12 protein-coding genes are annotated in these 13,467 nt (G+C 45.6%); 5 read left to right on the top strand and 7 right to left on the bottom strand.

Features of this window, described 5'->3' with window-relative positions:
* Positions 1 to 9 precede the first annotated feature (9 nt).
* Complete coding sequence (locus QUB25_RS13515) at positions 10 to 858, bottom strand: mechanosensitive ion channel family protein (protein WP_333183713.1); 849 nt, start codon at positions 856 to 858, stop codon at positions 10 to 12.
* A 209-nt stretch (positions 859 to 1,067) separates the two neighbouring features.
* Entirely contained in the window at positions 1,068 to 2,270 is a 1,203-nt protein-coding gene (alr, locus tag QUB25_RS13510; RefSeq protein ID WP_333183712.1) for an alanine racemase, read from the bottom strand.
* Between the two features lie 134 nt (positions 2,271 to 2,404).
* On the opposite strand from alr, the gene QUB25_RS13505 reads away from it, so the two are divergent.
* Complete coding sequence (locus QUB25_RS13505) at positions 2,405 to 3,985, top strand: peptidoglycan-binding protein (RefSeq protein ID WP_333183711.1); 1,581 nt, start codon at positions 2,405 to 2,407, stop codon at positions 3,983 to 3,985.
* Positions 3,986 to 4,080: 95 nt separating this feature from the next.
* On the opposite strand, the gene QUB25_RS13500 is transcribed toward QUB25_RS13505, so the two are convergent.
* From QUB25_RS13500 to QUB25_RS13485, 4 genes are all read right to left on the bottom strand, one after another.
* Positions 4,081 to 5,100, bottom strand: coding sequence for an S-layer homology domain-containing protein (locus QUB25_RS13500; protein ID WP_333183710.1), 1,020 nt, complete (start codon positions 5,098 to 5,100; stop codon positions 4,081 to 4,083).
* Between the two features lie 182 nt (positions 5,101 to 5,282).
* Positions 5,283 to 6,164, bottom strand: coding sequence for a hypothetical protein (locus QUB25_RS13495; protein ID WP_333183709.1), 882 nt, complete (start codon positions 6,162 to 6,164; stop codon positions 5,283 to 5,285).
* 132 nt (positions 6,165 to 6,296) lie between these two features.
* The gene (locus QUB25_RS13490; protein WP_333059882.1) at positions 6,297 to 6,902 is read right to left on the bottom strand and encodes a DUF1517 domain-containing protein; all 606 of its coding nucleotides are present in this window, start codon (positions 6,900 to 6,902) and stop codon (positions 6,297 to 6,299) included.
* Positions 6,903 to 7,369: 467 nt separating this feature from the next.
* A complete protein-coding gene (locus QUB25_RS13485) occupies positions 7,370 to 7,915 on the bottom strand; it encodes a hypothetical protein (RefSeq protein ID WP_333183708.1) in 546 nt (181 codons plus the stop codon).
* Between the two features lie 357 nt (positions 7,916 to 8,272).
* Here QUB25_RS13485 and rfbB point away from each other — a divergent pair, with 357 nt between their 5' ends.
* The 4 genes from rfbB (at position 8,273) to hpsJ-A (ending at position 12,144) form a co-directional block, all read left to right on the top strand.
* Positions 8,273 to 9,379, top strand: a complete 1,107-nt coding sequence (gene rfbB, locus QUB25_RS13480) for a dTDP-glucose 4,6-dehydratase (protein ID WP_333037318.1) — start codon at positions 8,273 to 8,275, stop codon at positions 9,377 to 9,379.
* Positions 9,380 to 9,765: 386 nt separating this feature from the next.
* Positions 9,766 to 10,617 (top strand): cyanoexosortase A, encoded by an 852-nt coding sequence (crtA, locus tag QUB25_RS13475; RefSeq protein ID WP_333183707.1) that lies wholly within the window; start codon positions 9,766 to 9,768, stop codon positions 10,615 to 10,617.
* Positions 10,617 to 11,285 (top strand): cyanoexosortase A system-associated protein, encoded by a 669-nt coding sequence (locus QUB25_RS13470; protein ID WP_333059886.1) that lies wholly within the window; start codon positions 10,617 to 10,619, stop codon positions 11,283 to 11,285. The genes crtA and QUB25_RS13470 overlap by 1 nt, the downstream gene beginning before the upstream one ends.
* Positions 11,286 to 11,463: 178 nt before the next feature.
* A complete protein-coding gene (gene hpsJ-A / locus QUB25_RS13465) occupies positions 11,464 to 12,144 on the top strand; it encodes an HpsJ-like protein, cyanoexosortase A-associated (protein ID WP_333037321.1) in 681 nt (226 codons plus the stop codon).
* 578 nt (positions 12,145 to 12,722) lie between these two features.
* Here hpsJ-A and QUB25_RS13460 read toward each other — a convergent pair.
* Positions 12,723 to 13,370: a cofactor assembly of complex C subunit B gene (locus tag QUB25_RS13460; RefSeq protein ID WP_333183706.1), complete on the bottom strand. Its 648-nt coding sequence runs from the start codon at positions 13,368 to 13,370 to the stop codon at positions 12,723 to 12,725.
* Positions 13,371 to 13,467 lie beyond the last annotated feature (97 nt).

Raw genomic sequence — 13,467 nt, 5'->3', positions numbered from 1 at the left:
GATTTATATCTATTGTTCTTGATTGTTGTCGGCATCCATTGCCTCTTTGACGTATTGTTGAACTTGCGATCGCACTTGTTCGTAGGCCACCGACGCGCACCAAGGTCGGAGAGATAAAATAGTTGTATCGGGAGTAATCTCGGCTACCAAACAAGTCGGGGGCGGATTCTCCAGCACCAGCGGGTGAGAGTGGGCAATTTCTAATAACTCAGCTACAGTTGGACGAATTGGCCGATCGCCAATATCAATCTTCAAGTCTACTCGCCTCGTTCCCATTGCCGTTGTATTTTTCAATGTACCGTTAAACAACTGATTGTTCGGGACAATAATTTTTATCCGATCGTCTGTCACCACGGTTGTTGAAAAAATCCCGATACTGTCCACCACTCCCTTAACATCCCCAGCTTCGATCCCATCTCCGACTTCAAAGGGGCGCAAACTAATCAACATTACCCCAGCAGCAAAGTGCGACAAAGTATTTTGCCACGCCAAACCAATGGCCAAACCCGCGGCACCCACCACCGCAACCACACTGGTAGTTTGAATTCCCAACTGACTCAAAGCGGCGACTACTCCCACTACCAAAATCGTAATTTCAGCAGCTTGAACTAAGAATTTCCGCAGCGTGGCTTCGGTGCGACTCAGTGCTCGGCGAGTCACGCGGCCCGCAAAGCCGATCGCAAATCGCGTAATTAACAAAATGCCGATCGCCCACAGCAGTTGAGGTACAATTTTAAACCCCAATTCTACGAATTTTTTCGAGAATTCTTGGGCTACTTCCAAGGCTTGTGTTCTTTCTGCATTTAGCTGAGAATAGAAGGTTTGAGCTATGGGTAAAAACTTCTGAATAACTGTCATATCAATTGGGAATTGGGAATTGGAAATTGAGAATTGCAGTATCAGTCTTATCGCTTATTACGAGAGTCCGACGGGGGTTGAAAACCCCTGTCTCATAGCGGAAGTCCTCTAAAAGAGGACTAAAATCGATAATTTTATCCTTCAAACTCTTGAGTCGGTTTAAACTACTTTTGCTATGAGGCAGGGGTTTAAACCCTGCCGGACTACTGTTAATAGTGTACTGCTACGCGGGGCAATCGGTGTTTAAAACTGCAGAGAATTTCCCACGAAATAGTTCCTAAAATTGCCGCCCAATCGTCAGCAGTAATTTTATTTTCGCCATCTTTGCCCAACAGCGTCACCACTTCGCCGACTTCTAAATTGGGAATATCGGTTACATCCAGCATTAACTGATCCATCGTCACGGCTCCCACTTGCCGCACGAACTGACCCCGGACTAAAACCTGCATTTTATTAGAAAGATTGCGCGGAATGCCATCTGCATAGCCGATACCAATTACGGCAATCTGTGTCTGGCGCTGAGCTATAAATTGATAGCCGTAACTGACGCCGGTTCCTGCTTCAATTGTTTTCACCTGCGTTACCCTAGCTTTTACCTGCATTGCGGGCTTCAAGTTGGCGATCGGCTGCAAGTGAGGTGCTGGATAAAGACCGTAGGTAGCTAAACCGACTCGCACTAAATCGTAGTGCAAAGCCGGGTCAGCGAGGGCGGCAGCAGAGTTTGCCAAGTGGAGGCGAGGGGGGGTAATTCCTGCTATTTTAATTTGCTCGATCGCCTGTTGAAACCGCTGGTGCTGCTCTCTCATAACTGCGGGGTCGGGACTATCTGCTGTCGCTAAGTGAGAGTAAATACTGGCTAATTTTAAATTGGGAAACCGCTTGACTAATTGCACAAATTCTGTAGCTTCCTGCCAGGGCGTACCCAAACGAGACATTCCCGTATCTAACTTAGCGTGAACCGGCAAAGATTGATTAAGATCGGCGAGAACTTCCGAAAAAATTAGGGCTTGTTTGGCAGTACAAATAGTGGGCTGCAAGTGCCAATGGGCGATCGCCTTTACCTGTTGGGCTGTATGGGTTGCCCCCAACAGCAAAATCGGCGCTTCTATTCCAGCTTCTCGCAATTCTATTCCTTCGGGAATTGTCGCCACTCCCAGCCAACTAGCACCTGCTTGCAATGCTGTTTGACTGACTGCAACAGCACCGTGACCGTAAGCATCCGCTTTCACAACTGCCATCAGTTCTGTGTGGGGAGATAAGAGCTTTTTAAGCTGTTTTACATTGTGAGTTAAAGCTGCTAAATCGATTTCTACCCAAGCCCGCTGGCAAAGCCCCCCGTTATCGTCCCACAGCAACGTCTGGCGGGATTCTTTTGTCGTTGATTCTGCGGTTGTTTGTTCCCCACTCCACATTGTCGATCGCTCCTACTTGCTTGCACCATTAAAAACTGCTTGGAGATTTTACGCTAAGTTTGATTATAATAAGATTCTCTCTTTCATCAAAGTTAACTGGTGTATCATAGCACCAAAAATACCCGGTAAAAACTATGGACGGACTGGCCTACCTACATTTAGCTGAAACTTGGGAAACGGCTGCGGGTCAAACTCGATCGACCCACTCAAAAATGCACCGCTATTTAGCCTCTGCTCCTTTACTTTTCTTTACGATCGCTCTCACAATTGTCAATTTAGTCAATCCCGCACTCGCCATCAAAAAAGGTGATTCAGGCCCGGAAGTAGCCGAACTTCAGAAAACTCTACAAAACGCAGGCTATTTTAGCGGTAAGGCTACAGGATTTTACGGTTCTCTCACCCAGGCTGCTGTGAAAAAGTTTCAAGCAGAGAACAACCTGAAAGTTGACGGAATTGTTGGCCCTAAAACCTTGTCAGCACTGAAAGGTAAGCCGGAAGACGCCAGCCTGGAAGCTGCGGAAAAAATCTCGCCAAATGTCGATCGATCTTCGCCATCTCCTAGCGCCACAGAAAACACAAACGAACTCGAAGATCAAACTCAAACTCAGACCCAAGAACCTCTATTTCAAGAACCTTCTTTGCCGCCATTTAAAACTGAAAATTCCGAGGATAAAGAAATTGAGTTACCACCCACAAGGCTCGTAAATCCTCCCGACAATACTCAAGGAAAAATGACCTTAAAAAAAACCATTTACGGTAACATATCGCCCAAATCAATAGTTTATTCGGGAGCGGGTTTGTTTTTTGCTCAAAACATGATGTACCGCCACACAATCACAGTTTACGACAGGAACTTTAAATTAGTCAAGACTATTCCCGATACAGTAAACTTGTCGAAGTTCGGCTTTTCTAAATTCAAAGGCAATTATAAAGGCTCTCCCGTAGAAGCGGCTTTTTCAACCGATGGAAAATATGCCTACGTCTCCAACTACAAAATGTACGGTTCCGGGTTTAGAAATCCGGGAACGGACAGGTGTTCTCCAGCGGCAAAACACGACCAAAGTTTTCTGTACCGCATAAATACCCAAACTTTGACAATAGAAAAGGTAATTCCTGTAGGTGCAGTTCCGAAATTCAATGCTGTTTCGCCTGACAATCGCTTCGCGCTCGCTAGCAATTGGTGCAGTTGGGATTTGAGCGTAGTTGATATCAATAAAAATATCGAAATCGAGCGAGTGAAACTGGGTGCATATCCTCGGGGTATTGTTGTTACTCCCGACTCAAAAAATGCCTATGTTGCTATCATGGGTTCTTCCGATATTGCGAAAGTGAATCTCATCGACTTTTCGCTAGAATGGCTGAAGAATATTGGCAATGCGCCGCGTCATTTGACGATCGAGCCCAATGGAAAGTATCTTTATGCCACTTTAAATGGTGAAGGAAATGTGGCAAAAATTGACCTAAAAACGGGTAAAGTAGTAGACAAAGTTTCTACAGGAAAAGCACCTCGCAGCATGACAATTTCCGATCAGGGAAAACTGCTTTATGTGGTCAACTATTTCTCGAATACTGTTAGCAAAGTTAGGACGAGCGATATGAAAGTGCTGCAAACAGTGAAGGTTAATTCAAGTCCGATCGGGATTACTTACGATCCGGAAACTAATCAGGTTTGGGTAGCTTGCTATTCGGGCAGTATTATGGTGTTTCAAGATTAATTTAGCTGCTTCGTAGTGAAGGCTTGAGTCCTGACTACAAACAAGAGCGATTAAATGTTATTGTGGGGCGGGCTAGGAGCAACGCCCCTAAAATATTATTTGGGCAACTTTAAAGGCTTCACAACATACTCTGAAGACTTAGCAGGGACTTTGCCTTTTTTAGCCATAGCTTGGTAAATCATGGCTGCTACTTCAGCACGAGTTGCTGTTCTATTAGGCTGCAAAAGTGTGCGCTTCGGGTGGTTGACAACAATCCCAGCTTCTGTGGCTGATGCTACTTTGTTAGCTGCCCATTTCGGCACTTTTGCCCTGTCTGTATAAACTTGTAAAGTTTTGGTTGCTTTTGTGGATGGTTTCAGGCTCAAACCGCTGGCTAAAGCTGCGATGACTTCGACACGCGGAATCTGTTTTTCGGGACGGAACTCATTGTTTGGGTATCCTTTAAGATATCCAGTTGTGACGGTGTGGTCGATCGCAGGAGCTACAGGACTCTTGTCTTTTACGTCTTTAAAATCAATTGGTTTTCGGATCGGCTCTTTGTCGTCGGACATTCGTTGAATTAAGCGCGCTAGTTCGGCTCGCGTCATCGATTCCTCGGGACGAAATTTGCTGTCGGTGGGCTCAGCAAAAATTTTCCGATCGACTAAGGCTAAAATGAACGGACGCGCCCAATATTTGTCTGGAACATCGGAGAATCTAACGGGCCCAACTTTGGGTTTATCGCCTTTCGGTTTGGTAATTGCTGGAGCGGGAGTCGATCGCGCAATGGGCTTGGGAGGAACAACGATTACACCCACCGGAGGATTTTGCGGTAAAACCGGCCCTAAAGGTCCCACAGGTGCGGCATCCGGTTCTGAGGGAACGAGCGTTTTAGCGGGCGATCGCAAATCGGAACTTGGCGATTCGGGTGTTAATATTCCCGGACTCGCGGGCGTAACAGCAGGTTGAGAAAAAACGGCTGGAAATTGCCAATTTCTGGCATTCAATCGATCGGGATTTTTACCTGTTACCCAAAATAAAATTGCTCCCATCGTGCCGAAGGCAACCAAGATCGCAATCAATTCATCCAATCCTAGAGGATTTCTTTCCCCTGACGGGGGTTGTGAAGAAGACATATTGTCACCTACATACCAATGTAGAAATTAAATCACATATTTTTTGGGTCTGGGGGAAACAGAGAAAACTAAATCAATTATTCCAAAGTTTTCATTCTCTCTACCTGCAGCTGCGTGACATCGGGAGAATATATAAAATCAACTTTTACCGATGTCAGTTGCTGATTTTTGCCATCTTCAACTCAGCGCCTTCTACTCCCGAAAGAGCGAGTCCGACTCGGTGGACGAGAATTCCTGCCACTACCAAAACTCGGCTGCCGCTTGTATTGATTTTGACGTTGCTGCGGCGATCGCCTCAAAGTGCTGCCACCGTAACCCGAACCGGTCGATCGATTGCCATTTGGCCGTACTGAGGGTCTTACTGGCTGGTTATAGGTGGGCGATCGCAAGCGGCCGGTTGTCCTTAAAACTTGACGGTTTCTCACAGCCGGAGGCGGAGTTCGATACCGAGTTTGATACTGCTGAACAGCTTGGCCGTAAGTATTACCATACCCGCCATATCCTGTCATAATCCCTGGCTGATAGACTGGCGGCATATAATATCGCGGTCTAAATAACAAACTGCCGATCGCCTGACCGGCTATAGCCCCAGCAAACGGTGCCCAGAAGCCTGATTGCTGTCTCACTACTACGGTTTGGGGCTGACCTGTTTGAGGGTTATTGACAGTTTCAGTCACGTTGTGAACGTACTCAATTTTAAAATCTTCTGTCAAATGCAAAACCGCTTGATTGTTATCCAGACTTAGATAACTTTTCTTGCCTGCCGATATTTCTTCATCCGTTAAACGAGCCATTTGCAAATCCGTAGTGCGGTAAACTGGGGGACTGCCGGGGGGAGTATTCAGCAACATTAAACTGTATTCGCCACCCGCATCGTCGTAGGTAGCTTGCTGTACAGGATATTGACCTTCTCTCAAGTTATTATTTGGTGCAGGACGCACTGTGTTAATATTTGGATTGCCAGCAGGATTTGTCGAAGTTTGTCTGCTAGGAGAACCGCAAGCGGTTGCCGTCCATAAAAAAGTTAAAGCCATGAAATAAATTGTCAGTCTTCGCAGCATCATAAGTAGTAATTTTTAATTTTTAATTTGTAATTGGGCATGGGTTGTTTTATAATTGCTCCTTCTTCCTTCTTCCCGACATCAGTTACATCAATTACACCCGTTACTGAATCCGTTGCCGAACTTCTTCCTTCCTTAAATGGGAATAAGTTCGGGGAAATTGACTAACACTTGGTCGTTGGTAAGTTCGTCTCCCAACTGTGCGGGAGAAAAGTGAACTTGCACAGCTCGGAGCCTTTCTTGGTAATGTAAATTAATCAGGGCTTTTAAACCGACTTTCAGCGTGCTGATGTCAGCGAGGTCAGTTTCTAGGGCAGGAACTTCCCCTTCATACGCAACTGTCAGCATCACTACGATATTTCTAGTTATCGGCAAAGACAAGGGGGACTTTTGATCGTAAACAGATGTGCTGTATTGAGGCTCACTGAGATAGCGCTCGGCTGAATCCGTGAAAAGTTCATCCACATAATCGCCGGCTTCCCCTTCATTCCAAAAAACATCGCCTTCATTGGCGGCCGATTGCCAGTAGGTGTCGTATTGCAACAGGTGATTGCAAATTTCTACAAGACCTTCTCCTAAAACTGCTATGTCGCCATCGGCATCAATTGCTTTTCTAGCGGTGCGGTTGAGAACTCCTAACAGCGGTGCAACTTCTTCGCCTGTTAGGTGAACGAACACCCGGCAAACTGCCAATCTAGTTTTACCTGTAAATTGATTGAATCGATCGCGCCAAGCATTCATAATAACCTATAGTTGTCATCTGTAGGGCTATATTTCCCACCATAGCAGGGGATTTGAACTCTTGCCGTCTACCCTCAGATTGATCTGGAGAGTATTTTTAGCGATCGCCTAGGCAGCGTACTGTCTCGCTTTGACTCATCTAATTTTATAGCAGTTTTCAATCGGATCAAATACAGTTAAATTACAGTAGGAAAACCGCACAGCCTTGTCCTGACTGGGAGCAGCGATTTTTAATAATTGCTATGAGATTGATGATGGTAGCAAGAGTTTTTTTAATTGATATTAATTCAGCGCTCGTTTGCTTAGCCGGAATATGATATTGTGTGCTATCGATTCATCTGTCTATTGTTGGCAGTGCTTCGCGATCGCCATGACAAGAAATTGTAGGGGTAGATAATTTCAACTCAAAAAACCTCCAATCTTGCAAGATTGGAGGTGCGCTAAGCGAATACGTTGGTTTGAGATAACTATTTGACGATCGCGCTTTGGACTTGTTCGATCGCAATTTCAGAACTCAACTCGGCAACTGGCGAAACTGGCAAATCCAGCTCACCGCCAGGAGCTTCTGGGTGTTCGCGAACGGCTGCAACCGCATCTGCTGACTCAGCTACAGCACCCGCCGCCGCCAAATCGAGCAACGCCGGAACTTCCATGTGTCCAGAAACACCTGCATCTGCGATCGGATCGAGCGACTCTTCAAAAACTTCAAAATTATCGGTCATCGCAGCGCAAGCAGCAGAAGCGCGCTTGCCGGCACGGTAGCTCATGTAGGCCGCACCTGCGCCCCCAAGTCCAGCCAAACCGAGGAAACCGAGAGCTGCTGTTTTGTAAGATTTCCACGGATTCATGCGCTCCGAGCCGCCGGAACCTAGGATTGTTGTCGCAGAACCAGATTTAGCCGCCCCAGATTTGCTGTAGGAACAGGGGAAAGCAGATGCAGCGTCACAAACAGCGATACTGCTTGCGATCGCGACGACGGAAGCAATGCCAGCTAACACTTGAAACTTCTTCATGGTGCTCTGGAGATTGTAAAGGATAATTAAAAAATTAATGGTAACAGCTCTTTACAAATGTATCAACTCTGTGCGCCGCCCATATCGCGGATCGATCGCAAAAGTCAGCTATAGCCTCACGCCATTCAAATTTAAAATTGCCAGCTTAAACAGATGAAATGCTTACTGTGTAAGCGTTTTAGCTAACCGATCGGTAGAATTTCAAGTTTTGTGAACCAATACTTTGATCGCGCCCAAATTAGAAAATCTGAGGTGAGACAGTAGAAAATTTAGTTACAGACTGGCAAACAGTTGGTGACAAACTACTTTTAAGGCTACTTTTGTAAAGGCTTAGTTATTGGAATAACTCTTATTTTTATGACAGACAACGCGAATCAAGGCATTGAGCGATTCCCTCGCCGATTGTTGGTGACGGGCGGGGCTGGATTTATCGGCTCGAATTTTGTGCATCACTGGTGCAGCAGCTATCCGGGCGATCGAGTAGTGGTACTGGACGCTTTAACCTACGCCGGAAACCGACAAACCCTGGCAACTTTGGAAGGAGGCGAAAATTTTCGGTTTGTGCAGGGGGATATTTGCGATCGTACCTTAGTCGATACCTTGCTCAAAGAAGAAAACATCACCACAGTCGCCCACTTTGCCGCAGAATCCCACGTTGACAGGTCAATTATCGGGCCTGCCGCCTTTGTTCAAACAAACGTTGTCGGAACCTTCACACTGTTAGAAGCCTTCCGCAAGCATTTAGAAGCAATTGATGAGGCATCTCTCAAAGCACAAATGCGCTTCCTCCACGTTTCTACCGACGAAGTTTACGGCAGTCTCGGCCCCGATGACCCAGCCTTCACAGAAACAACTGCCTACTCGCCCAACAGTCCCTACTCAGCCTCCAAAGCTGGCAGCGACCACCTCGCCCGCGCCTATTTCCACACCTACGGCGTCCCGACAATTATCACCAACTGTTCCAACAATTACGGCCCCTATCACTTCCCAGAAAAGCTCATTCCATTAATGTGCATCAATATGCTATTGGGCAAACCGCTGCCAGTATACGGCGACGGTCAAAACGTGCGAGATTGGCTTTACGTTCTCGACCACTGCCGCGCTTTAGATGCTGTTATTCACCGTGGTCAGCCTGGGGAAACCTACAATGTTGGCGGCAACAACGAGGTCAAAAATCTCGATTTAGTAAAAATGCTGTGTCAGCTAATGGACGAATTAGCTGAGGATTTACCCGCCCGTCCTTGCGAACAATTGATCACATTTGTCAAAGACAGAGCCGGACACGATCGGCGTTATGCTATTGATGCCACCAAAATTAAAACAGAGTTAGGTTGGACTCCCTCAGTAACAGTTGAAGAAGGTTTGCGGCAGACTGTAGAATGGTACTTAGCCCATCGGGATTGGTGGGAACCCCTGCTTTCTGAGGAATATCAAACTTACTACCGGAAAGTCTACTCTAACTAATCTACTCCTGGACGCACGGGCTACCAAAAACCAGAACCAGTAAAAAACTGGTTTTCCCGCTCAAGAGTGCGTCCAGAAAGGTTTATGTCTTGCCTTCAAGCTTTACATTTAAACTCCCGGCGCAGAAACCGGGTTAGAGAAAAGAAAATGTTTAGTTGAGTGCGATCGATCACAGTTAAAAAACCTGTTTTCTTTAATCTTTGCGCCTAACTTCAGATTTAATTAGGTGGAGGTAAGTATCACACACATTCGCCCTTGTCAATCATTGTGAAGATTTAGTTAAAAATTATCTGAAACGCATAAATTTAAGTGTTTGTAGCTGATAATTTTAATAGAGTTACAAGATTAAGCATTTTAGAAGCTTTTAGGAAAAACAAAAAGCAGCAATGACCGAAATAAACTGGCTCAAGCACGTCCAAGAACCTAAATACTGGCTGTTAGGCATCGCCTCCGGTTTGATTGTCCTACACCTAACTCTAACTTCCAGAACCAACGACACAGACCTGTTCGGTACAATGTTACTGTTTTGGGGAGTCGTAGCATTTCTCATTTGGGAAAGGCACGAATCCTTAACTTGTGAAAGCGGAGTTTTCGCCAGCTTCTTTGGGACATCGTTAATTGCTTTAATATTGCTCAAAAGCTCGTCGATATCTGGATACGACTTTTTTATCAGAGCAACGCCTTTTTTGTCTGCAATTAGTCTCGCATTGCTGGCTTCCGGCACAAAAGGACTGAAACAATATTGGCAGGAACTTCTAATTCTTGCGTATACAGCTATTCCTCCCGGATTGATCGGAGTATTCGTTGATGTCCCCAAACTAACAGCTAAATTTTCAGCTTTCCTCCTCCACTATCTAGGATTTGAAGTGGTGCAAAAAGGGGTTTTTCTAATCCTGGAAAAAGGCAGCGTGGAAGTGAATCACGGCTGTTCCGGGGTGAATGCGATGCTACAATTGTTAGGACTAGCTCTGGTTTTCTTACTGATGTTTCCTACCACTAGGGGTCAGAAAATGGTATTGCCATTCGTGGCAATAATTACTGCATTTGTAGTGAATGCCGCGCGAGTTGGTCTCCTGGCCGTGCTGGTATCGCTATCTCAACCAGAAGCATTTAAATACTGGCACGAAGGAAATGGTTCGGTAATATTTTCTATGATTGCTGTATTTATTTTCGGTTTATTCTGCTGGTTTGCAATTTTGAAAGACCAACCCCCAAATCAGGAAGGACAGAATTGCTAATGGCTATTATCTCTTGGAAACCACTTAGGATTTCCCTGTTGGCTGTTACTTTGGGAGGCGTTTTGTTGGTTGCCGGAAAATTGGTTTTCTATCCATCGGACGGCAAGAATGTGGCAACCCCGTTTGAGTTTCCCGAGTCGGTGCCTCTAGCCGAGTGGAAACTCAACAAGAGCGCGCTTCTGAAAATTAAGGAAAATTCAGAATTCAAAGCTGCCAGGAAATATGAATATCAAAAAAATAGCATGGCTCTAGACATAGAGATGCGCTATGCCGTAAACACCATTGGGGATGTGGAAGGTATGATGAGGGGACATACTATTCTCAAGTCGTATCCTGGTAAACTAGCATTAGTAAACACTCAAGGCGCGGGGTTTCACGGAATTGTGCAACAGCAAAATCGACTGTATTTGAGTTCGTGTATCAATCCTCATGGCAGTCCTACAGTAACTTCCCAACAGTTTAGATATAATCGAAATACTCGCGATTGGCAGCCCAACCGTATTCTGTTTTGGTTGTTGGGTAGGGGAAATATTCAAGACCGGCGCTGTTTGTGGACTCAGATGTCTGTGCCTTTGGATAAAACAACTCCAGAAGATGCCAAAAAAATTCTAGAGAATGCTTGGGTTTCTTGGTATGAGTGGTGGCAGCCGCGATTCCCCGAGCCTTGACTCGATTCAGTCGATTTTAGCTTTTAGCTTTTAGCTTTTATATTTACTCCACAGGTGAATCTGGAAGCTGGAACAAGAGTCTAAAATTTTTGACTCTCCACGACTGTTGTCGGGGGCTTGTATCCGTTCTTGGGCGGCGTCAAGACAGATTTTTCTTAACAACAACTCTGATTATTTTATGAATGACTTACAAGGCGAACAAGGTTTTTCTATCTACAGACTGCGTTGGATTGGCTACGGTCTATTAATTTTGTCTGTATTAGATACAATTGCAGTTCTTATACCAGCAAATTTTGGCAATCGCCTCTGGGAATTGCAAACAATTGGGGCTATAGTGGAACGGGTACCCGTTCCTTTACTGGCAATGGCGCTGATATTTTTTGGCGAAGGGTACGACCGCAGAGGTTTGGAAGACGTTTTTTTGAAGGTTTTGTCTTGGGTTTGTCTGCTGCTAGGTCTGGTTTTTCTGTTGATGCTGCCTTTGGGAATTTTTGGCACTATCTACGTCAATAACCAAAACAACCAGCAAATTACTACTCAAGCAAACCAACAATTAGCTCAGTTGCAGCAGGTGGAAGAACGGCTCAATAAGGGTAGTCCTGAAGATTTAAGGAATTTGGCGGGGGAACTTACTCGTTTGGGGGTACAAGCGGATACGCAAAACCCACAGCAATTGAAAGAGCAAATTCTTTCGAGAATTACTCCGGCTAAGGAACGGTTACAGACGCAAAGTGCTGCGGTTCAGCAAAGTCAGCGTGTGGGGTTATTTAAAAATGCTGTTAAGTGGCTGCTGGGCGCGCTGATTTCTAGTGTTTTGTTTTTTACGCTGTGGCGCGGTACTGACTGGGCTCGCGAGTAGTTTTGAGTTTTGAGTTGCGATTTGTGAGCTAGTAAGGTGCGCCTAGCGCACCCGGAGATTCTTGTTGAGGACTAAGGTGCGCCCTGTACACGCAGCCCGCGTCTTGGTGGTTAAGAAGACCCTCAAACCCTGGAAATTTCGTTGGGGGGAGCGCTGGCTCTTCTTCTTTTCAAAAGATATCGGTAACAATACTCCGGACAGTTTTGGGAACCAGACTACAAGCTTTACACGGCAAGGATCATAAATAAAGTCGAATTAAATGCCGCGTAGGGGTGGAGCTGACATTGATTTAATTATCCACAGTGGCTCAAAGTCCTACAGAATAAGCCATTGGGCTATATAAAAACTGTCCGGACTATTGCGGTAATAAATCTTGTTTATTGCCGATAGCCAACACCGAGAATGAGGCAAATCGGTCGTTAGCGCAGCCCTCAAAGAGGATCGCACCTTGACATGGCTGGCATTGTGAAATCCACAATCTCAAATCCACAATCCACAATCTCAAGTCTCAAATCCACAGTCCAGAATCTCAAATCCACAATCCACAATCTCAAATCCACAATCCACCATCTCAAATCTCAAATCTCAAATCGATTGATGGTATTTTCTAGTTTGTCGGCAATGCCTTCAACCCAGTTTTCATCTTGTTTGGTGTAGCTGCGGGGGGCGTTAGCACCTAAGATTAAAACGCCTTGGCTGCCGATGGGCTGACAGATGACTCCTTGAGTATTTTCTGGCAAATAATCAAATTCAATTCGCCCGGGATAAATATTGAGATTTACTAAATAAACTGGTTTATTTTTGTCGAGGACTCGCTGCAAAATCGGCCCTGGTTTGACTTCGGAATTGATGCCTAAAATGCCGCGCCGCAATAAAACTTTTCCCTGATACACAACAACGATCGACCTTGTGGCGGTATTTGTCAACAGCAAACGCGACGCCCAGGCTAATTCTATTTTCACAGCCTCCGGCAAATCCGGCGCAAATTCAAAACCTTCTTCGCCGATAAGTTTTACGGAATCGGGCGATCGCGCTTGCACCTGCTGCCACAGCAAACCGGTTAAAATCAGCAAAGCGCTGATAATTACTCCCAAAGCGTCCGATCGAGCTTGAGAATCTGTAATTTGCTCTGTCAGCAAGCGGTTTACCATTAGCAGCGTACCTGCTAACCCTCCTGCAACTAAGGGCAATTGCCGCAAAACTCTATTGGGATCAGATTTAGTCATTAGTCATTAGTCATTAGTCATTAGTCATTAGTCATTGGTAATTGGTAGTTGGTAATTTAACTAATGCCAACTGCCAACTGCCAACTGCCAACTGACT

The organism is Microcoleus sp. B3-D7, from assembly GCF_036705305.1.
Taxonomy (GTDB): domain Bacteria; phylum Cyanobacteriota; class Cyanobacteriia; order Cyanobacteriales; family Microcoleaceae; genus Microcoleus.
The sequence above is the reverse complement of the archived record's forward strand: the minus strand, read 5'-3'. Positions and strand labels throughout refer to the sequence as shown.